This is a genomic window from Methylomusa anaerophila (assembly GCF_003966895.1).
In the GTDB taxonomy this organism is placed as follows: domain Bacteria; phylum Bacillota; class Negativicutes; order Sporomusales; family Sporomusaceae; genus Methylomusa; species Methylomusa anaerophila.
Window position 1 is genome coordinate 3,736,939 of sequence record NZ_AP018449.1, and the last position, 21,358, is coordinate 3,758,296.

Genomic DNA, 21,358 nt, shown 5'->3' on the forward strand with positions numbered 1-21,358 from the left:
GCATTTATGAGTTTGATAGGGGGTAATAACCTTGACCTTGACCAGTTTTATTCAAAATTCATTTGCCGAAAGGATCGGCGGCAGTAAATTCGGGCAGGAGACAGTCCTATACAAGTTCGAGAAAATCAAAAGGGCAAAACGGGCCGCCATGGGAAAAAATCCGGCTGTGGAGATGATTGATCTGGGTGTCGGAGAACCGGACTGGATGGCTGAGCCGGAAGTTGCCGAAGTATTGTACCGTGAAGCTCAAAAGCCGGAAAATAGGGGTTATACTGATAACGGATTGCAGGAATTTAAGGATGCAGCCGCTAAGTACCTGGAAAAGGTATACGGAGTAGCGGGAATTGATTCTGTGACAGAGATTAATCATGGTATCGGATCAAAGCCCATCCTTGCTTTGCTGCCGTTGGCGTTTATTAATCCCGGCGATATTGCAATCATGACAGTGCCGGGGTATCCGGTGTTAGGCACTGCTACTAAAGCATTAAACGGAGAAGTTGTAAACTTGCCGCTGCTGCCGGAAAATAATTTCTTTCCCGATCTTGAATCTCTGACGGCAGATCAGCGGCAGCGGACTAAATTGCTGTACATCAATTATCCCAATAACCCGACCGGTGCGACAGCCACTAAAGAATTTTATGAAAAAGTGGTACGTTTTGCCCGGGAAAATCAGATTATTGTAGTGGCGGATGCCGCCTACGCCACACTGACTTTTGACGGGGAGAAGCCGCTGAGCTTTCTTGCGGTTGAGGGAGCTAAAGAAGTCGGCGTGGAACTTCATTCTTTGTCCAAATCTTATAATATGACCGGTTGGCGTTTGGCTTTCCTATGCGGCAATGAATTGGTGGTAAAGGGCTTCGCTGCGGTAAAGGACAATAATGATTCCGGGCAGTTTGCCGCTATTCAAAAAGCCGGCATATACTGTCTGGAACATCCCGAAATTACCGAAAAAACTGCGGCGAAATATTCCCGCCGTCATAATATGCTGGTAGCGGCTTTAAACAGCATTGGGTTCTCTGTAAAGAAACCAAAGGGATCTTTTTATTTATATGTTCCCATACCGAAAGGGACAAAATCCGGGCATACATTTGTCTCTGCCGAGGATTTTTCCGAGTTTTTGATTACCGAGAAGCTAATATCTTCAGTTCCCTGGGATGATGCCGGTCATTATGTCCGCCTCTCGGTAACCTTTGTTGCCGAAAATGAAACCGATGAGAAGCGGGTTATCGCGGAAGTCAAACGCAGGTTGGCTGAAATGGAGTTTGTTTTCTAGAAAGGCACGGCGTGAACCATTGCAAAATATCGTCGATTTCAATTTTCAATACTTAGGGGATGAGAAATATGTTTGGCACATCGCATTTAGAGGTGTTTCTTTTGGCCGGAATTCTCTTAAATATTATATATTGTTAATATATTTAGATAACTAAAATTACGGCCTGCTCGGGGCACTTGGGGCAGGCTTTTTTCCATCATAGCATGTTCTAAATAAATTTTGGGGGAATAACAATGGGGTCAGAAAGCAAAGCCAACTTTGGTATCTATTTTATTATGCTGTTAGTACCCTTGTTTTGGGGTGGAGCCTTTGGCAGCACCAAGCATGTACTTACGGAATTGCCGCCGCTAACAGCTTCTGCAGTAAGATTTTTAATTGCCGGGCTGCTTATGGCTCTGTGGGTGGTGGTCCGGAAAGACTGGGACTGGGCAATCGTTAAACATAACTGGCTGGGTTTATTGGGACTTGGGTTGACAGGCGTCTTTGGCTACAACGTTTTTTTCGCCATGGGCCTACAGTATACTTCCGCTATCAATGGCGCTCTTGTAATCGTAATCAACCCTGTAACGACAGCGCTAATATCCGTCTTATTTTTGGGCGAGGCCTGGAGCCTGCGTCTAGGGCTGGGGGTAGGGCTCTCGCTGGCAGGGGTATTAACAGTTATCACCAAGGGGAATTTTGGGGTATTAGCTAATATGTCTTTCAATTATGGTGAGATACTGCTTCTGGGGGCTGTGGCGAGTTGGACGGCTTATACCACTCTAGGTAAAATGGTGATGCGAAATATTGGCGCCGTCCCGGCAACTGCGGTATCCACCTTAATGGGGGCAATACTCCTTATTATCAGTTCGTTCATGGAAAATGCCTGGCGTAATATGCCGAATTTATCTTTCCAGGTTGTTGCTGAGTTGCTGTATCTGGCTGTGTTTTCAACTGTGGTGGCGTTTATCCTGTTTAATATAGGCATACGCCGCTTAGGTGCCAGCAAGGCCAGCGCCTATATAAACTTGATGCCTGTTAATGCTTTGTTGATTGCAGCTGCCGTTTACGGGGAGACGGTTACGATTATGCATATAATTGGTATGGTATTGGTGATAAGCGGGGTATTATTGACAACGACTGCTTCCGGTGCAAAACCTGTGCTTTCCAAGCAGGAGCTAACCTGTAGATCTTAAATATTGAATTATAATATTGGGGTAGCCATGAAATACGATAATATTATTAAAGGTGTATTTATCGAACGTCCTAACCGGTTTTTAGCTCGCGTTACGGTTGACGGTTCCGAGCAAACTGTTCATGTTAAAAATACGGGTCGATGTAAAGAAATTTTATTGCCGGGAGTGGAGGTCATTCTTGAAGTTGCTAACAACCCTGCCCGTAAAACGTCTTTATCGTTAATCGGGGTATATAAAGGCGATCGTCTGATTAATATTGACTCACAGGCTCCTAACCAAGTGGTTTTTGAAAGCCTGCTGGCAGGAAATGTAAAAGAAATCGGCAGGATTAAGTTTGCCAAAAAAGAAGTGTCTTTTGCGAATTCAAGATTCGATATTTTTTTTGAAACAGACAAACAAAAAGGATTCATCGAAGTCAAAGGAGTGACCTTGGAAGAAAACGGAACTGCCATGTTCCCTGATGCTCCAACTCTAAGAGGAACGAAGCATCTGCAAGAATTGATAAAAGCTGCCCAAGCCGGATATATTTGTTGTGTTCTTTTTTTGATACAAATGCGGCCAATATCATACTTCACTCCCAACGTAAGCACCGACCCAAATTTTGCCGCAGCCGTAAGGCTTGCCGCACGGCAAGGGGTCAATGTGCTGGTATATGATTCTATTGTACAGGAAGACGAAATAAAAATGGGAGACAGGGTCCCATGTTTGCTGTTTCCGCCGGAGTAAAAGTTGCCTCAGGAACAGTCGAAAAAAATGGGAAAAATCTAAATTGAATGAAATAATGCAAATTATGGCGATATCGGGTAATGTAAGACGAAAAGCATATGTAATTGGGTATAATGGGCAATTGTCTGTTTTGTGTACGACTGACAAATGATTTTCTTTATTGTACAATAGAAAGGAACTTTCCTTACCTTGGCAAAGACGCCTGGCGATTGAGGTAAATAAACTCCGGATCGCTTTGGCGTTTTTCGTGCTGCATCAGACGGTCATGGGTACAAAACGGCCCCGGCGAAGTATGAAATGCTATTTTTCAAGGTAGAATTTATAATTTTTCGGGAAGGTACAATTTTTCATATTCAACAGGGAAAGGAGGAGAAAGCGAAATGATACAGATGCACGGGGTTCAAAAGCAATTCGGACAATTACAAGTTCTAAAAGATATTAACCTTACTGTTAAAAGCGGCGAAAAATTGGTAGTTATCGGACCAAGCGGCTCAGGTAAAAGCACACTTATTCGCTGCATGAACTTATTGGAACAACCAACAGAAGGAAAAGTAATTGTTGACGGGGTTGAAATCACGGCGCCCAGAGCGCGGGTAAACAAAGTGCGGGAGGCAGTGGCTATGGTATTTCAGCAATTCAATTTGTACCCGCATAAAACCGTTCTGGAGAATCTGACTCTGGCGCCAACTTTGATTAAAGGTGTCGGTAAGAAAGCAGCAATTGAGTCGGGAATGAGTTTTCTGGAACGGGTCGGGCTAAAAGAAAAAGCGGACGCCTATCCGTCCCAGCTTTCCGGGGGACAGCAGCAGCGTGTCGCCATTGCCCGGGCACTGAATATGCGGCCCAAAATCATGCTGTTCGACGAGCCTACTTCCGCTCTTGATCCGGAGATGATTCAGGAAGTGCTGGATGTAATGGCGGGTTTAGCAAATGAAGGCATTACGATGGTGGTTGTTACCCACGAGATGGGATTCGCCCGCCAAGTGGCCGACAGGGTTATCTTTATGGATGGCGGGAGAATTCTGGAAGAAGGAACTCCCAAGCATTTTTTTGTCAACCCGGAGCATGACCGGACTAAACTTTTCTTAAGTAAAATCGTACATTAAGATCTGAAGACCTAAGATTTATTTATTATTTTTATTTATTACTAAGGAGGTAAATCGTCTTGAAACTTAAAAGGTATCTAGGTGTAACAGCTATTTTACTGGTGATCAGCCTACTATTCATTACCGGGTGCGGCTCATCCGGCGGACAGCAGGCGGCAGGGACAACCGCCAATTCTAACTCTGCAGCCGGTACTTCGCCGGATATTAAGGCAATAAAAGACCGGGGCGTTTTAAAAGTTGGGGTAAAAGTGGATGTTCCCAAATTTGGCTTTAAAGATCCGGCAACCAATAAGACCGAAGGTATGGAGATCGACTTGGCTAAGGTGATAGCCAAAAAGATTCTTGGTGATGAAAATAAGGTTGAAGTACAGGGTGTAACCGCTAAAACCCGTGGACCGCTTCTTGATAACGGTGAGGTTGATCTGGTAATTGCTACTTTTACCATTACGGAAGAACGTAAGCAAAGCTATAACTTTTCCGATGCGTATTTCACCGACGGTGTTGCTTTGATGGTGAAGAAAAGCGCAGGGATTAACGGCTTGAAAGACCTGGACGGCAAGAAGATAGGAGTGGCGCAAAGTGCCACCAGCAAGAAAGCTCTCCAGGAAGCCGCCGACAAAGCGGGCGTTAAAATCAGCTTTTTGGAGTTCGGCACCTATCCCGAGATTAAGACGGCGCTGGATGCCGGACGTATCGATTGCTTCTCTGTCGATGCCGCAATCTTGTTCGGGTATCTGGACGATTCCACCGTCATTCTGAAAGATCGCTTCAGTCCGCAAGAGTATGGTGTAGCTTCTAAAAAGTCAAATACCGGACTTGCCAAAATTGTAAACGATACAATAAACGATATGAAGAAGTCAGGCGAATTGGATAAGCTGATCCAGAAGTGGGGTCTCAAGTAGTGAATGGTCCGTTCGCCGGATTTAAGTGGCTGGCCTTGTTCCAGGATTGGAGGATATTCGCTGAAGGCTTTGGTGTTACGCTGGCGTTATCGTTTTTGGCTTTGGTGTTGTCCTTGATTCTTGGAATATTGTTTGGTGTTTTAGGGGCGGCCCAATGGAAGGGTTTTAAAGTGATTAACAGGATTTATGTAGAATTTATACAAAATACGCCATTGGTTATTCAAATATTTTTCCTTTATCACGCCCTTCCCCATGTTGGAATCATGTTGCCGGTGTTTGTTGTCGGAGTACTGGGAGTCGGAGTGTATCATGGCGCGTACATGGCTGAAGTAGTGCGGGCCGGAATTCAGGCCGTGCCGAAAGGACAATTGGAAGCCGCATATTCGCAAGGGTTTTCTTACTGGCAGGCAATGAGTCATGTTATTTTGCCGCAGGCAAAACGGATGTCTTTTCCGCCTCTTACCAACCAAGCCGTAAACTTGATCAAAAATACTTCCGTGCTGGCTATGGTGGCCGGTGGTGAGTTGATGTACCACGCCGATTCATGGTCAAGCACCAATCTTTATTATGGTCCGACTTATGTGGTAACCGGTCTGTTGTATCTGGCGATTTGCTTCCCGCTTGCCACTTATGCAAGACGCTTGGAACGCAGGCTGGAGGTATCGTCATGATTCAAGAGCTATTTAAACTCGAGTTGGTTACTTTTTTAGGCGCAGGACTCATAACGACCTTACATATTGCGGTGGTATCCATCATACTCAGCATGATATTCGGAACCATCCTGGGAGTGGCCCGGTATTCCAGTATGCCTATACTCGGGCAAGCGGCGGCAGTATACGTGGAAGTGGTCCGCAATACTCCCGTACTGCTGTTTATTTTGGCGGCGCGGTTTATGACCAGTTTGCAGCCTGTCAACGCAGGGATTGTCGCCATGACGGTATTTACCTCAGCCATGATAGCCGAGATTGTCCGGGGCGGACTGAATTCCATAGGGAAAGGTCAATGGGAGGCGGCCAAATCACAGGGATTTACCTACATACAAACCCTTCTTTACATCATATTGCCGCAAGCCTTGAGAAATGTGATACCGCCGCTTGTATCGCAATGCACGACAGTAATCAAAGACACTTCTTTCGTATGGGCGGTCGGTATTGAGGAACTTACCGGCAAAGGGATGATTATCATGGGTAAATACGGCACGACGGGGCAGGTCTTCACTATATTTACCACGATTGCACTACTGTATTTTGTTATTAATTACGCCTTATCCTTATATGCCAGAGGTTTACAGCAACGGTTAGCTATGCGAAGCTATTAAATTAAATGCAGCTTAAGTTTTTTTAACGGTATCTGACGGTTTCTAAGCAGACTTCCATGCCAATATATTGGGCGCCACAAGAAATGAAAATGGGTAACGTTTAACCATAGAGGCACAGAGGGCGCAGAGAAACACATATGACGTTTTAGATTTTCAGGATAGTTCGAGGCAATAGTAAGCTGAGCCAATACGGGCAATGGCGAGAGCCGGATAACGGTTCTCGTTTTTGTTTTAAGATTTTTCGGCATTGAACAACGGGAATATGTCGGCGGAAAGATATTGACATTACAGGCAGTATCGTTTATCATAGAATCAAAATTGAATTGTTAAACAGCTGTGAACGGGACGAGTACATATGTCTACTCTAGTTCAGCGAGCCGGTGACCGGAGACCCGGAGGTGTGATGACCGGTCTGGAGAGTATGTGGAATGGACCCGCGAGCTGCCCACCGAACGATATATTCATGGTTTATAAGCAGTTCCCTGCTTATAGGCGAATAGACTCTAGTAGGCTGGGCCGGATGCCTCCGTTAAAGGGCTAGAGTATCGGACGTATAGTCCCGTACTTGAAACAAGTGAGAAAGCTTGCTTTCGGTAAGGGTGGCACCGCGAAACATTTCGCCCCTTGGGGGTGGGATGTTTTTTATTTTGGAGCCTTGAAATTCAACTTTCTCAACAAAAGGGTGGTACCGCGAGCCATTTCGCCCCTTTCAGGGTGAAATGGCTTTTTAATTTTCTAGGCGGAGGGTGATAAGAATGTTAAAAGAATACCTGTCAGAGGTTATTTCAGGAAGTAATTTATCCCGGGAACAGGCAGGGCAGGCCATGGAAATCATCATGTCCGGTCAAGCCAGCGAGTCTCAAATTGGAGCTTTTTTAACGGCCCTCAGAATGAAAGGCGAAACGAGCGCCGAAGTTGCGGGTTTCGCCACGGCTATGCGAAATTGTGCTGTCAAAATCAATTGTAATAGCGAGCCTTTACTTGATACTTGCGGTACCGGTGGCGATAGAAGCGGAACTTTTAACGTATCAACGACAGTGGCATTTGTTGCTGCCGGAGCCGGCTTGAGTGTTGCCAAACACGGCAATCGCGGGGTTTCCAGTTCTTGTGGCAGTGCTGACGTTTTAAGCGCGCTGGGGATCAAAATAGATCTGCCGCCCCAAATTGTAGCACAAGCCATAAATAGTATCCAAATTGGTTTTCTGTTTGCCCCCAATTTTCATCAAGCAATGAAATATGCGGCCAAACCAAGGAAAGAATTAGGGTTTCGAACTGTTTTCAACCTGCTTGGACCTCTTACCAATCCGGCAAGTGCCAACCGCCAGTTAATCGGGGTATATGAGCGTTCATTAACGCTAAAAGTGGCAGAGGCCCTGGCTGAACTGGGAATTAAACGGGCTATGGTGGTATATGGTTTAGACGGTTTGGATGAGATATCAATTGGCGCTCCTACCCAGGTCAGTGAAGTAAATAACGGTCAAATTCGGTCCTATTTAATAGACCCGGCTCAATACGGTTTTTTCGAGGGCGATAAGAAAGATCTTCAGGGTGGCGCTCCAGCGGAAAATGCTGAAATAATATTAAAAATTCTTAACGGGCAACCAGGTCCCAAGCGGGATGTTGTGTTGCTAAACGCGGCAGCGGCGTTTGTTGCCGCCGATATGGCGGACGGAATAGAGGAGGGTATTCAGATTGCTGCCCGCAGCATCGACAGCGGCGCTGCCAGGGAGAAACTGGAGGCCCTTAAAAGATTTTCTCTCTTGCAGTATCAGAATTTATAACTTTTCATGAAGATGCAAACAGTTGATTATGAGGAGGGGTCGCTATCTTAATTAAAATTTGCGGCGTTTCATCCTTGGCGACTGCGGTGACGGCGAAAGAGTGCGGCGCTGATTATATTGGTTTTGTATTCGCGCCGAGCCGGCGACGGATCGCCATACCGGATGCGTGTAATATAGCGCGGGAAGTCAAAGGGATCGGTAAAGTTGGGGTGTTTGTCAACGCCCCGATTTATGAATTGCTGGAAATTGCCCGGCAATGCCGGCTTGACTATGTGCAGCTTCATGGCGACGAATCTCCCGCGTATTGTCAGAAAGTAAACATTCCTTTCATCAAAGCGGTTCGGGTAAATAACGAACTAACGGCGGCATACCTGGCGCAATATCAGGCGGACTATATCCTCCTGGATAGCTACGTTCCCGGCCGACAGGGCGGTACCGGCATAACCTTTGATTGGAATAAAACCAAGGATTTACGCCGTAAAGTGGATACTCCCATCATCGTGGCCGGGGGTCTTACCGTGTCAAACGTAGCGGAAGCCATAGGTACTTTGCTTCCTGCCGGTATAGATGTTTCCGGGGGAGTCGAAACCAACGGACAAAAAGATGATGATAAAATCAAATGCTTTGTAGCGGCAGCACGGCGGGCCGCTCAGGGAGGTGGACACCCATGCTGAAAACAATTGTGGAACAAAAGCGTCAGGAAGTAGACTGCGCCAAGCTGGTGCAACCGGCAACGACTATGGCAATCCAACCTGCATCGCATGAATTTGCCAAAGCAATCCAGCGGGTCAACTGGGCGCTCATAGCGGAATGCAAACTGGCCTCGCCTGTGAAAGGCAGATTGTGCACAGGCTATACTGTGCCGGAATTGGCCGAAATTTACGCCGCCAATGGCGCCGCGGCGCTGTCGGTGCATACAGACCGGCACTTTTGCGGTCATCTTCAGGACATTGCCAAGGTTCGGGAAACAGTAGCTTTGCCAATTCTGCGCAAAGACTTCATTATTGATCCATATCAGATATACGAGGCAAGAGCGGCTGGCGCCCATGCCATTTTATTAATAGCGGCTATACTGACAGATGAGGAGATTCTCAGTTTTCTGGCTGTTGCTGCCGAAATGGGAATGGATTGTCTGGTAGAAACCCATAGCCGGGAAGAACTTAAACGGGTAATAAAGACCCCGGCGAATATTGTCGGCATCAATAATCGTGATCTGAAAACTTTTACCACGTCAATTGAGAACACATTCGATTTATTGCCGGATGTTGAGCCGGGGAAAACGATAATCAGCGAAAGCGGCATTCATTGTGGGCAAGATGCCCTTCGGCTCAAATCGGCGGGAGTGCGAGGGATACTTGTAGGCGAGGGACTGGTAAAAGCAGCGGATATAGCCTGCAAGACGAAAGAATTGGCGCTGCAGCAGAATTAAGAAAAAATGAACGGACGGGAGGAATACATATGCCAGATCAAAACGGTAGATTTGGAATTTTTGGCGGTCGTTTTGTACCGGAGACGGTGATGCCGGCGCTAATTGAGTTGGAAAATAACTATCTTAAGCTATGTAATGATGTTTCTTTTAAAAAGGAATTATCCTTTTATTTAAATGAGTATGCCGGTCGACCCACTCGTCTGTATTATGCCCATAAGCTTACAGAGCGCTTCGGACGGGGGCGGATTTATCTGAAACGGGAAGACTTGCTTCATACCGGGGCTCATAAAATTAACAATGCCATTGGGCAGGCCCTCCTGGCGCGGCGCATGGGCAAGACCCGTATTGTCGCTGAGACGGGCGCGGGTCAGCACGGCGTAGCCTGCGCTACTGTTGCCGCTCTGTTTGGTATGAAATGCCGGGTATTCATGGGGGAAGAAGACATGGAAAGGCAGGCTTTAAATGTATTTCGCATGAGGCTTTTAGGTACGGAGGTTACACCGGTAACATCCGGCACCGGTACATTGAAAGACGCGACCAGCGAAGCGATACGATATTGGGTTACCCACGTCCGGGATACTCATTATATTATTGGTTCCGTAGTAGGTCCGCATCCTTATCCCATGCTGGTCCGGGATTTTCAATCCATAATCGGTGAGGAAGTAAAGGCGCAGATTCAGAAAATCGAAGAATGCAAATTGAAATATATTGTGGCTTGTGTAGGCGGCGGCAGCAATGCCATGGGCATCTTTTATCCTTTCCGTGATTGCGAAAAGATCACTAAGATTGGCGTGGAAGCGGCAGGCAAGGGGGTAGACAGCGGTGAGCACGCAGCTTCCCTTACTCATGGCCGGCCAGGGGTGCTGCACGGAGCGTACAGTTATCTACTGCAGGATGGGGATGGGCAAGTAATACCCGCGTATTCCATATCCGCCGGCTTGGATTATCCCGGCGTGGGGCCGGAACACTCCTATTTCAAGGACAGCGGCAAAGTTCAATATGCTTCTGTCACCGATGAAGAGGCGTTGGCTGCCTTTCGCCTTTTAGCCGAGACGGAAGGAATTATTCCGGCGCTGGAAAGCTCTCACGCCTTGGCGTACCTGGATAAAATTATGCCCCAAACCCAAATCGGTGAAGCAGTGGTGGTTTGCTTGTCCGGACGGGGCGATAAAGATGTGCAGATGGTAGCGAAAGTACTGGAGGGATTGACATGTCACGCTTGAATGATAAATTCGACCAACTGAAAAACAGCGGCCGCAAAGGACTGATTGTCTATCTTACAGCCGGTTGCCCCAATTTTGACGATACACTCCAGGCAGTTCTCAAATTAGAGCAGGCAGGAGCGGATATTGTTGAAATCGGCATTCCATTTTCCGATCCCATGGCTGACGGTCCTGTGATTCAAAAGGCGGCGGTTATGGCTCTGAAAGGCGGGGCAACTACCGGCAAAGTGCAGGAACTTGTTGAAAGGATACGGCAAAAGAGCGCTATCCCGCTGGCAGTAATGACCTATGTCAATAGTATCATCCAATTCGGTACGGAAAAATTTATTCATTCTTTCGCGACAGCCGGAATTGATGGCGTAATTGTTCCTGACCTACCGGTGGAAGAGGCCGCAATTGTAGCGCCGGTTTGTCGTAATTTTGACATGGATTTTATACAATTTGTAGCTCCCACGACAACTTCCGAACGAATTCAAGCGCTAACCAGCCAAGCGACAGGCTTTATCTATTGTATCACCAGTACCGGTGTTACCGGCGTAAGAGAGATTGACTACCGACCGATTGCCGCTGTTATCGAAAAAGTCCGCAACCGGACGCAAGTTCCGCTGGCGGTAGGATTTGGTATCGGCAGCCCGGAATCAGCCCGGCAAGCGGCCCGGTATGCTGATGGAGTAATCGTAGGCAGCGCGGTGATGGAAAGAATGATGACCGGCGGAATTGATACGGCGCGGGATTTGGTCCGCTCCATCCGGCAAGCGCTGGATGAAGGGGAGACAGGTGGCTGAGGTGAAATTTTTTCTTTTTTTACGTTAAATTAATTAAATGTTAACAAAAATACCCTAGATGCGTCCTATACTGAACATAGTGTCTATACTCAGATGAACGGGATGGAGAGGATGGGTATTAGGGGATATATACGGCGGCCGCCAGTCACACTGGAGGAATGTGTGACAATGACTCCTTTAGACGTGGCCCGCAAATCTGCCACGATTCGAACCTCATATAGTTATCTTGTGCGTACTGCCGATGAAATTACTGATCAGGATCTGCGGCAAAAAGTGCTGCAGGTATTGGAAAATCCTGCACCTACTTTTCTAACACAATATGATGAGGCAGAAAAGAAAAGAATATGGCAAATGCTAATCGACAGCAGGGCCATATCTGAAAATATTACAATCGAGGAGTTATTTCCTTTTTGGGCAGATTCAAACCAGGCGCCGCAACCGTTTTGGTCGGCCCCGGGCAGCAGTTATGAGCGCCACCATTCCTATCCCGGCGGGCTAGCCCTTCACACGGCCATGAATGTCAAGGTTTCCTTAGGCCTGTTTCAGGCCTATCAGGAGATGTATGACTGTAATTTGAACCGGGATATGATAATCGCCGGACAAATCCTTCATGATTCCCAAAAAGCCTGGACACTGCAATGGGAAAAAGACGGCAGTTGTTATAAGCAGATTAATATAGCCGGGACAGGGGCGCATCATGTCCTGGGTATAGCGGAATCGGTATACCGAGGTTTTTCACCCAAGGTGCTTTTGGCTCAAACCTGTACTCACGAGCACCCGGGAACCAGAGAAAATGAGCAGAAGATCCGGAACTGGCTGCTGACGGCGTGTCTCCTTGCCGGAAAAGATTGGGAAACTGAGCCGGATGTTGCGAATGAATTAGCTGTCGGTAATTCTCAAGTCGAATGGTTTATAACTTACCAGGGAGATCACAACTGGGTATTAAGCCTGAAGGCGGCCGCGGTAACCATTGAAGCTATGGAACAGTTGGCCAGCGAAGTTTATCATATCGGTACGGAAGATTCGCGAACCTTCCACGCATTGCGTAATTATGTATTTGCGCAGATGAGCATTTTGAAGTTGTACGAAATTCTTGGAAAATACGGCTACCAGGAATTTAAAAATGTTGTCCAGTCACTTGTGACAAGCTAGGCAATCGTATATGATGCTATAGCGGCAAAGAGTTATGAGTTTATTTCAGTAACGTTTTTTACATTTTACCTCATCTGGGCGATATCGGGCTTTTAACGGGCCACAGCCGATATCGCTCATTTCTTTTCTGTAGGCGATCAAATCTATCAGAAAATAAATAAGATTCAAAGGAACCGGAACCACAGAGACGCAGAGAACACAGAGGACCACAGAGAAAGGGTAACGAACTTTTTTCATACTTTGCTGGCGCCGTTCTAAACGGCATGCCCGCCTGCTATGGAATTATGGGAATGGATAAAGAATTAGTCGGATCGAAAACCTGAATAAGCGGCAGGAACTTTAGATATTTATAACGAAGAAAGAACCAGAATTTTACTTTAATATCAATAATCTTGGAGGTGTATCATGTCAATCCATCCTTTAGCAGGCCAAAAAGCTCCCCAATCCATTTTGGCCAATATTCCGCGCCTCATTAGCGCTTATTATGTAAATAAACCTAACATAGATGAGCCGGCGCACAAAGTAGTGTTCGGTACTTCCGGGCATCGCGGCAGCTCGTTGAAATGTACTTTTAATGAGGACCATATCCTTGCCATTACTCAGGCAATTTGCCGCTACCGCCAAGAACACGGCATCACCGGTCCGTTATTTATTGGTTTCGATACTCATGCCCTGTCCGAGCCGGCGTTCATTTCGTCGCTGGAAGTACTGGCTGCCAACGGGGTGGAAACGCTGATTGCCAAGGATATGAACTATACGCCGACTCCGAGTGTATCTCACGCTATTTTGACGTATAACAAAGGTAGAATGGACGGACTTGCCGACGGTATTGTCATTACTCCTTCCCACAATCCGCCTGACAACGGCGGTATAAAATATAATCCCCCCAACGGCGGTCCGGCTGATACTCATATTACCAAGTGGATAGCTGATAAAGCAAACAAGTTTTTAATGGACGGCAACAAAGAAATCAAACGCACAGCATATGAAAAAGCATTGAAAGCTGATAACGTGCGCGAATATGACTTTATCAGATCCTACGTCAATGATTTAAAGAATGTTATTGATATGGATGTCATCAAATCCGCCGGACTTAAACTTGGCGCCGATGCCCTTGGTGGCTCAGGCCTCGGCTATTGGGAGCCGATAGCTGAAACTTACGGCCTTGATATCGAACTCCTGAACGGTTACCCGGACCCGACGTTCAGTTTTATGAATGTGGACAGCGACGGCAAAATACGTATGGACTGCTCATCACCTTATGCGATGGCCGGACTGATTGGACTAAAAGATAAATATGATCTTGCTTTCGGCAATGATCCGGATTTTGACAGGCATGGCATTGTCACCCGCAGTGTTGGGCTAATGAATCCTAACCACTATCTTGCAGTCGCTATTGCCTATTTATTCCAAGACCGCGCCGGCTGGCGAAAGGATGCCGCCGTGGGCAAGACCCTGGTCAGTTCGTCAATGATTGACCGCGTGGCTGCCAGCCTTGACAAAAGGCTGGCTGAGGTACCGGTTGGCTTCAAATGGTTTGTCGATGGACTCGTTGACGGATCGTTCGGTTTTGGCGGGGAAGAAAGCGCCGGCGCATCCTTTCTTAAAAAAGACGGTACGGTTTGGACTACAGATAAAGATGGTATCATTCTTTGTTTGTTAGCGGCGGAAATTACCGCCAAAACCGGACGGGATCCCGGACAGCATTATCAGGATTTGACGCAAAAATTTGGCACTCCTGTTTATGAGCGTATTGATGCAACTGCTAACTCGCTGCAGAAGACTATATTGGCTAAGCTATCACCGGAGCAGGTAACAACTGACACCCTTGCAGGTGAAAAGATTACCGCCAAGCTTACCAAGGCGCCGGCCAACCGGGCGGAGATAGGCGGCTTGAAGGTTTGTACTGAGAATGGCTGGTTTGCCGCGCGTCCTTCCGGCACGGAAGATATATACAAAATATACGCAGAAAGCTTTAAAGGAATGGCACATCTTAAAGAGATTCAGAAAGAAGCCCAAAAAATTGTCAGTGAGACCTTCGCGGCTGCCGGAGTGTAATCGACTGCTTACAGACTCGAATTGAAGATATTGTATACGCTAAGACAACAAACTTAGCAGCTTTAGGCTGATGAGTTTGTTGTCTTAATTATTACTTTTGTTGTATAAAAATACGTTGGAAAGTCATACCTATAGCGAAATTAATTATAGACAAAGTCTTATTAATTTGATATATTGAAGCTATAGTTTACAAACGTCTATTGGATAAGGAGTGCGATGTACAATGTGTGAGAATTATGAGAATATTTATGATATCGAGATTGATTTGACAAATGATGGGGATGGCTTGCTGAATTTCGCATATGGCGAAGATGAGGAAATGGAGCCGAATAAACAACATACTGAAATGGGGAATAAGTATGGCTGATTTTGACTTTATTAGTTTAATTCATCAGGACAGAGAGGAACGAAAACACGAACATTTTTCCGGTACGCTGCTTGATTACCTGGCGATTATTAAAGAAAATCCGCAAGGAGTCATGCTGTCTCATCAGCGGATGTATGAACTCCTTACCGCTCCGGGAGTAGACATAGTGAAAACCGAGGAAAACCCTCGCTTAAAACGGATTTATGGTAATGATATACTGCGCAAGTACAAGTTTTTTGACGATAGTTTCTTCGGTATAGACAAAAGTATTATGAAAATAATGCGCTATTTTCACTCTGCTGCCATGAAAGGGGAAGAGTCCCGCCAGGTTCTCTATTTGGTTGGTCCGGTAGGCGCAGGCAAGTCCTCGCTCATGGAAGCGCTGAAAAAAGCGCTGGAGATGAGTACGCCCATTTATGTTATTAAAGATTGCCCCATGCGGGAGGAGCCGCTGCACTTGCTTCCCAAGCACCTTCGGCCGCAGTTTGAGGAATTGTTGGGAGTAAAGATTGAAGGTGATTTGTGTCCTGTCTGCCGGTATCGCCTGAAAACCGAGTACAACGGCGAATATGAGCGTTATCCTGTGACAGTCTCCGAGTTTTCCGTCCGTTCCCGTAAGGGAATCGGTGTGGTACCGCCGGTTGATCCTAACAATCAGGACACTTCCGTACTCTCCGGTTCAGTCGATATATCCAAAATGGACCTATACCCGGAAGACGATCCGCGGGTACTGGCGCTAAACGGTGCATTTAATGTGGGTAACCGGGGTATCGTTGAATTTATCGAAGTATTTAAAAATGACGTTGAATATCTCCATACAATGATCACGGCAACTCAGGAAAAATCTATACCTTCGCCGGGTAAAGGCTCAATGATTTATTTTGACGGCATCATTTTGGCCCACTCCAATGAGGCGGAATGGAATAAGTTTAAATCCGACCATACGAATGAAGCTATATTGGACAGGATAGTTAAGGTGGAAGTTCCTTATTGTCTGGAACTGGATGAGGAAGTAAAAATCTACCGGAAAATGCTTAAGAATAGTTCCTTTGCCGCTCATATCGCGCCTCACACCATTGAAGTTGCTTCCATGTTCGCCATTTTGACCCGCCTAACCCCTTCCGCCAAAGTGGACCCGCTGACCAAACTTAAAATTTACAATGGGGAAGAAATTGTAGAAAAAGGGTCTACCAAAAAAGTGGATATTTTTGAACTGAGGGAAGAAGCCTTGCGGGAGGGCATGACCGGCATATCCACCCGATTTATTATGAAATGTATTGATACGGCTCTCTCGGAATCCGATTCGAATTGTATCAGTCCCATCGCCATTATCGATACGCTGATCAAAGCAGTAAAAGAGATGGCCATCGGCGAGGATGAAAAGAAGCGTTTCCTCGGTCTTTTGCAAGATACGATTAAAAAAGAATACAACAAAATGCTGGAAAAGGAAGTTACCCGTGCCTTCATTCACGGCTACCGGGAGCAGGCGGAAAGCTTGTTCAATAACTATCTGGATCATGCTGAGGCGTTTGTGAATTCGACGAAAATTAAAGACCGCAATACCGGGGAGGAACTGGAGCCTGATGTTAAATTCCTGCAGTCCATCGAAGAACAGATTGGTATTACCGGCTCAGCTGCACTGGGATTCCGGCAGGACGTTACTTCCTACATGTTCTCCCTTTTGCGAACCGGCGGCAAGATTGAGTACAAGAGCTACGAACCTCTTAAAGAAGCGATTGAGAAAAAACTGACAGCATCGGTTAAGGAACTGTCCCGGATAGTTACCAAGGCCAAGGTAAGAGACCGGGAACAGGACGGCAAGTATAACGCCATGGTGGAAGAGATGAAAAGAAGTGGCTATTGCGATCATTGCTGTAATGTGATTCTTAAATATGCGGCCAATAATTTGTGGAAAGATTAGTGGCGCATAAATAAGCCGTCTGATGGGGAGGGGAGGAGTAACCATTGGCTATCTTTAAAGACGGCGGCAGAGCAAGTTCCGATCGCTCCCAGCGGGACCGCAAACGCCACCGCCAACTGGTGGAAGAGGCAATAAAAAAGAACATGGGCGGTATAATTGCGGAAGAAAGCATCATCGGACAAAGTAAGGATAAAAAAATTAAAATTCCCGTGAAAGGAATCAAAGAGTACCAGTTTGTTTTTGGCAAGAATAATCCCGGTACAGGATCAGGCAACGGGGAAGAAGAACGGGGGCAGGTAATCGGCAAGACTGGTGAGAAGGGCCGGCTGGGTAATGGACAAGCCGGCAGTGATCCGGGCGAAGACATTTTTGAAACAGAAATCACTTTGGATGAACTGGTGCAGTACCTGTTTGAAGATTTGAACCTGCCTGACCTGGAACGGAAGAAATTTTCGCAAGTAGAAGCGCAGCGAAACTACAAACGCTCAGGATTTCAGAGGAAAGGCATTCCACCGCGCCTGGCCAAAAAACGTACAGTCATTGAAAAACTCAAGCGGCGGCAAACGGTACTGCGGGATCAGCCGGCGGGGGCAACAGACGGTACTGAGGTTCATGAGAAAACCCAGCCAAGAATTCCTTTCCGTGAGGATGATCTCAGGTACTTCCGGGTAAAAGAAGACATTGACTATCATTCCAATGCGGTTGTCATTTGCATCATGGATACTTCCGGGTCAATGGATCAGACCCGCAAGTATTTGGCCAGAAGTTTCTACTTCCTGCTGTACCAGTTTGTTCGCTATCGGTATGAGCATGTGGAAGTGGTATTTGTGGCCCACACCACAGAGGCGAAGGAAGTAACGGAGCGGGAGTTCTTCCACAAGGGGGAATCAGGCGGTACATTTATCAGTAGCGGCTATGCCAAAGTTCTTGAGATCATTGAAGCGCGCTACAACCCGGCGATCTGGAACATTTATGCTTTTCATTGCTCTGACGGGGATAATTGGCCCGAGGACAATCCCAAGGCGATCGACCTTGCCCGGGAGCTTTGCGAAATATGCAATTTGTTCGGTTACGGCGAAGTGGGAATCCATTCTTGGGGGAGTACTATCAAGCGGGAATTGGAAGAAGAGGTCAAAGCCGATAATTTTGTTACCGCGTCCATAACCGCAAAGGAAGAAATATGGCCGGCTTTTAAAAAAATTCTGGAAAAAGATACAACAGGAGAAGACGGCAATGACTGAATATGAATATACTATGACCGACCTTGCCTTCTGGAATGAAAAAATCGAAAAGCTTACTGATGAAATCGGTCTCAACTGCTATGAACAACATTTTGAAATTTGCAGTTATGAAGATATGCTGTGTTATGAAGCTTATACAGGCATGCCGTCTCACTATCATCACTGGAGTTTTGGCAAAGCTTACGAGCGGCAGAAGACTTTCTATCAGTATAACCTTACCGGTTTGCCGTATGAAATGGTGATCAATTCTGACCCGTGCATCGCCTATCTCATGCGGGATAATACCCTGCTGCTCCAGATCCTGACCATGGCCCACGTATACGGCCATAACGACTTTTTCAGAAACAACCGGCTGTTTAAGCAAAATACACGGGCGGAACTGACTATTGAACTGTTCAAGGCCCATGCTAACCGGGTACGTGACTATATTCAAAATCCCGGCATCGGGCCGGAAAAAGTGGAACGAATTTTGGACGGGGCCCATGCGCTTAAGTTTCAGATTACCAGGACAAAACCGGAAAAACCCAGGAATCGGGCCGAACTGGAAGAAGACAGGGATGCTGCCATACCGGAGCGGTTCAAAAACGACTTGTTAGGCTTTTTGGCCGAACGGGGACGGTTGAGCGAATGGGAACGGGACCTTATTCACATTGTGCGGGACGAGGCGCTGTACTTTATTCCTCAGATTGAAACCAAGATTATGAATGAAGGCTGGGCCAGCTACTGGCATTATCAAATACTTAAAAATCTTGAATTGCCGCAGGGGCTCTATCTGGAATTCATCCAGCGCCACAATTTGGTAATACGTCCCCATCAAGGTCGAGTAAACCCATATTTTGTGGGTTTTAAAGTGTTTGAGTATCTGGACAAAACCGGTGGCAGAGAAAAAATCATGGCGATTCGGGCTGAAGAGAGGGATCAGTCCTTCTTACGGCGTTATCTGACCCGGGAACTGTGTGAGGAAATGCATTTATTCTCCTATGACGTGGAAGATGAATACATTGTGGTGACGGAAGTGTCGGACGAAGAAGGCTGGAAGACGGTACGCGACCAGTTGGTGAATTCCGTAGGCATGAGCGGTATGCCGGTTATCAAGCCGATGGCGGTAGAAAAAGGAACTTTAGTACTTGAACATGATTTCGACGGACGGGAACTGGAGCTCCAATATGCGCAACAAACTCTTAAGTATATTGTGGATTTATGGGGTGGAAAGGTTGTACTTCATACCAAAATCAACGGGAAAGATAAACGACTTATTTGTACTGAAAACAAAGAAATCGCCGATTTAAAATGAGCGCTCCGGCGCTCTTCTTATTTTTATATAAAAAAGTATAATGTTTAGGACGGCGCCGGACAGCCTTATTAACGCTGCGACGCTATCGCTTAACCTCCACTTATAATAAGGCTGTCCTTTGCCTGCCGGTCGCCAAAAGGACGCGTTAGCGGTTTTAAGGCGTAAAAAATTCGCTCGAACAAAAAGTATTTTATAGTTTATAATGGGAAAGAGTATTACCAATTTACAGCTTGGAGGATGGGAGACATGAATCATGCCGCCGCGCTTGGCGAGGAAAAAATAGCGAAATTGCTTTGGCGGTTTTCCGCACCGGCAATCGTCGGTATGGTAGTAAATGCTCTATATAACATAGTCGACAGTGTATTTGTCGGTAACGGCGTAGGTGAAATCGGACTCGCGGCGGTAACCATAGCCTTTCCCATTATGCTCGTTTTAATGGGCATTGGCATGTTGATTGGTATCGGGGCTTCTACATTGGTTTCGATACGGTTGGGGGAAGAACGGCGAGATGATGCGGAAAACATATTAGGGAACGCTTTTGTGCTCATTATTTTATTGGCTATACTGTCGACGGGCGGGACGCTGCTGTTCCTGGAGCCTGTCTTGGTCCTGCTGGGGGCGGAGGAGAATGTTCTTTCCTATGCCAGCGATTTTACCAGAATTATTTTATGGGGCAGCATTTTTATGCATATTGGATTTGGCCTGAATAACATTATTCGGGCGGAGGGGAATCCCAAAGTTGCCATGGCAACTATGCTGATTTCCGCAATACTAAATACCATTTTAAATCCCATTTTTATTTTTATCTTAAAAATGGGAATTGCCGGTTCGGCTCTGGCCACTGTGATAGCCCAGGCGGTATCGGCGGTTTGGGTTCTCTATTATTTTACCGGGAAAACCAGTGTGCTAAAATTGAAGAGTTCCAATCTGCGACTGGACAAAGATGTGGTAATGGAAATCTGTAAACTCGGTTTTTCGCCGTTTGCAATGCAAATTGCCGCCAGTCTGGTAACCATTTTATTTAACCAAAGCTTGCTTCATTTCGGCGGAGAATTGGCTGTGGCTTCCATTGGTATTATCAACAGGGTGGCAATGCTTATTCTTATGCCTGTTTTCGGAATTAGTCAAGGCGTCCAGCCTATTCTTGGCTACAACTATGGAGCAAAAAATTACAATCGTGTACTGGAAGCGCTAAAAATTGGGATCTATGCCGCTACCGCCGTCTCCGTCTTTGGTTTTATTATGACGCAGGTATTTTCTGAAAAAATAGTCCGGGTATTTAACAACAACCCCGAACTAATTGCGATTGGTTCCAATGGCCTGCGCATATTACTGGTTATGTTGCCGATCATTGGCTTTCAAATTATCGGCGCCAACTATTTTCAGGCCACCGGCAAGGCCGGCTACGCTGCGCTGTTAAGCATGTCACGGCAGGTGATTATACTTATTCCGGCAATTTTAATACTGCCCGGCTTTTTTGGGCTGCGAGGCATTTGGTCTGCCGGGCCGGTAGCTGATTTTGCGTCGTCGTTGCTTACGGGAGGGTTATTGTGGCTGGAAGTCCGCAAACTAGGCGTCATGGAAAAACAACTGTGACAGAAAAAACA

The 21,358-nt window shown here is 46.5% G+C and carries 19 protein-coding genes and 1 other annotated feature; all 19 genes read left to right on the forward strand.

What is annotated here, in order from left to right:
• The first annotated feature begins 31 nt into the window (after positions 1-31).
• The 19 genes from MAMMFC1_RS16760 (at position 32) to MAMMFC1_RS16845 (ending at position 21,347) form a co-directional block, all read left to right on the forward strand.
• Positions 32-1,273, forward strand: a complete 1,242-nt coding sequence (locus MAMMFC1_RS16760; RefSeq protein ID WP_232035489.1) for an LL-diaminopimelate aminotransferase — start codon at positions 32-34, stop codon at positions 1,271-1,273.
• Positions 1,274-1,506: 233 nt separating this feature from the next.
• A complete protein-coding gene (locus tag MAMMFC1_RS16765; RefSeq protein ID WP_126309636.1) occupies positions 1,507-2,448 on the forward strand; it encodes a DMT family transporter in 942 nt (313 codons plus the stop codon).
• Between the two features lie 3 nt (positions 2,449-2,451).
• Positions 2,452-3,174, forward strand: coding sequence for a DNA/RNA nuclease SfsA (sfsA, locus tag MAMMFC1_RS16770; RefSeq protein WP_232035490.1), 723 nt, complete (start codon positions 2,452-2,454; stop codon positions 3,172-3,174).
• Positions 3,175-3,554: 380 nt separating this feature from the next.
• A complete protein-coding gene (locus MAMMFC1_RS16775) occupies positions 3,555-4,280 on the forward strand; it encodes an amino acid ABC transporter ATP-binding protein (protein WP_126309638.1) in 726 nt (241 codons plus the stop codon).
• Positions 4,281-4,339: 59 nt separating this feature from the next.
• Positions 4,340-5,182 carry a transporter substrate-binding domain-containing protein gene (locus MAMMFC1_RS16780; protein ID WP_126309639.1) on the forward strand — a complete coding sequence of 281 codons (843 nt, stop codon included), beginning with the start codon at positions 4,340-4,342 and terminating at the stop codon, positions 5,180-5,182.
• Complete coding sequence (locus MAMMFC1_RS16785) at positions 5,182-5,853, forward strand: amino acid ABC transporter permease (protein ID WP_126309640.1); 672 nt, start codon at positions 5,182-5,184, stop codon at positions 5,851-5,853. The genes MAMMFC1_RS16780 and MAMMFC1_RS16785 overlap by 1 nt, the downstream gene beginning before the upstream one ends.
• Positions 5,850-6,500 carry an amino acid ABC transporter permease gene (locus tag MAMMFC1_RS16790; RefSeq protein ID WP_126309641.1) on the forward strand — a complete coding sequence of 217 codons (651 nt, stop codon included), beginning with the start codon at positions 5,850-5,852 and terminating at the stop codon, positions 6,498-6,500. Before MAMMFC1_RS16785 ends, MAMMFC1_RS16790 begins: the two co-directional genes overlap by 4 nt.
• Positions 6,501-6,827: 327 nt before the next feature.
• Positions 6,828-7,128: a binding site (T-box leader), on the forward strand.
• A gap of 127 nt (positions 7,129-7,255) precedes the next feature.
• Positions 7,256-8,281 (forward strand): anthranilate phosphoribosyltransferase, encoded by a 1,026-nt coding sequence (trpD, locus tag MAMMFC1_RS16795; protein WP_126309642.1) that lies wholly within the window; start codon positions 7,256-7,258, stop codon positions 8,279-8,281.
• 56 nt (positions 8,282-8,337) lie between these two features.
• A complete protein-coding gene (locus MAMMFC1_RS16800; RefSeq protein ID WP_269471894.1) occupies positions 8,338-8,955 on the forward strand; it encodes a phosphoribosylanthranilate isomerase in 618 nt (205 codons plus the stop codon).
• Positions 8,949-9,710, forward strand: a complete 762-nt coding sequence (gene trpC / locus MAMMFC1_RS16805) for an indole-3-glycerol phosphate synthase TrpC (RefSeq protein ID WP_126309644.1) — start codon at positions 8,949-8,951, stop codon at positions 9,708-9,710. The genes MAMMFC1_RS16800 and trpC overlap by 7 nt, the downstream gene beginning before the upstream one ends.
• A 29-nt stretch (positions 9,711-9,739) precedes the next feature.
• Positions 9,740-10,933 carry a tryptophan synthase subunit beta gene (trpB, locus tag MAMMFC1_RS16810; protein WP_126309645.1) on the forward strand — a complete coding sequence of 398 codons (1,194 nt, stop codon included), beginning with the start codon at positions 9,740-9,742 and terminating at the stop codon, positions 10,931-10,933.
• Positions 10,921-11,718, forward strand: a complete 798-nt coding sequence (trpA, locus tag MAMMFC1_RS16815) for a tryptophan synthase subunit alpha (RefSeq protein WP_126309646.1) — start codon at positions 10,921-10,923, stop codon at positions 11,716-11,718. Before trpB ends, trpA begins: the two co-directional genes overlap by 13 nt.
• 162 nt (positions 11,719-11,880) lie before the next feature.
• Positions 11,881-12,870, forward strand: coding sequence for a hypothetical protein (locus MAMMFC1_RS16820; RefSeq protein ID WP_145987652.1), 990 nt, complete (start codon positions 11,881-11,883; stop codon positions 12,868-12,870).
• 405 nt (positions 12,871-13,275) lie between these two features.
• On the forward strand, positions 13,276-14,928 hold the full coding sequence (pgm, locus tag MAMMFC1_RS16825; RefSeq protein WP_126309648.1) for a phosphoglucomutase (alpha-D-glucose-1,6-bisphosphate-dependent): 1,653 nt from the start codon (positions 13,276-13,278) through the stop codon (positions 14,926-14,928).
• Between the two features lie 223 nt (positions 14,929-15,151).
• The gene (locus MAMMFC1_RS21620) at positions 15,152-15,295 is read left to right on the forward strand and encodes a hypothetical protein (protein WP_158618804.1); all 144 of its coding nucleotides are present in this window, start codon (positions 15,152-15,154) and stop codon (positions 15,293-15,295) included.
• Complete coding sequence (locus MAMMFC1_RS16830; RefSeq protein WP_126309649.1) at positions 15,288-17,216, forward strand: PrkA family serine protein kinase; 1,929 nt, start codon at positions 15,288-15,290, stop codon at positions 17,214-17,216. The genes MAMMFC1_RS21620 and MAMMFC1_RS16830 overlap by 8 nt, the downstream gene beginning before the upstream one ends.
• A gap of 44 nt (positions 17,217-17,260) precedes the next feature.
• The gene (gene yhbH, locus MAMMFC1_RS16835; RefSeq protein WP_126309650.1) at positions 17,261-18,457 is read left to right on the forward strand and encodes a sporulation protein YhbH; all 1,197 of its coding nucleotides are present in this window, start codon (positions 17,261-17,263) and stop codon (positions 18,455-18,457) included.
• Complete coding sequence (locus MAMMFC1_RS16840; protein WP_126309651.1) at positions 18,450-19,751, forward strand: SpoVR family protein; 1,302 nt, start codon at positions 18,450-18,452, stop codon at positions 19,749-19,751. Before yhbH ends, MAMMFC1_RS16840 begins: the two co-directional genes overlap by 8 nt.
• Before the next feature lie 246 nt (positions 19,752-19,997).
• A complete protein-coding gene (locus MAMMFC1_RS16845) occupies positions 19,998-21,347 on the forward strand; it encodes an MATE family efflux transporter (RefSeq protein ID WP_126309652.1) in 1,350 nt (449 codons plus the stop codon).
• The last annotated feature ends 11 nt before the right edge of the window (positions 21,348-21,358 follow it).

Bases quoted from the DNA above. Each gene is read 5' to 3' on its own strand.
- MAMMFC1_RS16765 (WP_126309636.1), top strand. From the start codon at position 1,507: ATGGGGTCAGAAAGCAAAGCCAACTTTGGTATCTATTTTATTATGCTG.
- MAMMFC1_RS16775 (WP_126309638.1), top strand. From the start codon at position 3,555: ATGATACAGATGCACGGGGTTCAAAAGCAATTCGGACAATTACAAGTT.
- MAMMFC1_RS16790 (WP_126309641.1), top strand. From the start codon at position 5,850: ATGATTCAAGAGCTATTTAAACTCGAGTTGGTTACTTTTTTAGGCGCA.
- trpD (WP_126309642.1), top strand. From the start codon at position 7,256: ATGTTAAAAGAATACCTGTCAGAGGTTATTTCAGGAAGTAATTTATCC.
- trpC (WP_126309644.1), top strand. From the start codon at position 8,949: ATGCTGAAAACAATTGTGGAACAAAAGCGTCAGGAAGTAGACTGCGCC.
- trpB (WP_126309645.1), top strand. From the start codon at position 9,740: ATGCCAGATCAAAACGGTAGATTTGGAATTTTTGGCGGTCGTTTTGTA.
- trpA (WP_126309646.1), top strand. From the start codon at position 10,921: ATGTCACGCTTGAATGATAAATTCGACCAACTGAAAAACAGCGGCCGC.
- pgm (WP_126309648.1), top strand. From the start codon at position 13,276: ATGTCAATCCATCCTTTAGCAGGCCAAAAAGCTCCCCAATCCATTTTG.
- MAMMFC1_RS21620 (WP_158618804.1), top strand. From the start codon at position 15,152: ATGTGTGAGAATTATGAGAATATTTATGATATCGAGATTGATTTGACA.
- MAMMFC1_RS16830 (WP_126309649.1), top strand. From the start codon at position 15,288: ATGGCTGATTTTGACTTTATTAGTTTAATTCATCAGGACAGAGAGGAA.
- MAMMFC1_RS16840 (WP_126309651.1), top strand. From the start codon at position 18,450: ATGACTGAATATGAATATACTATGACCGACCTTGCCTTCTGGAATGAA.
- MAMMFC1_RS16845 (WP_126309652.1), top strand. From the start codon at position 19,998: ATGAATCATGCCGCCGCGCTTGGCGAGGAAAAAATAGCGAAATTGCTT.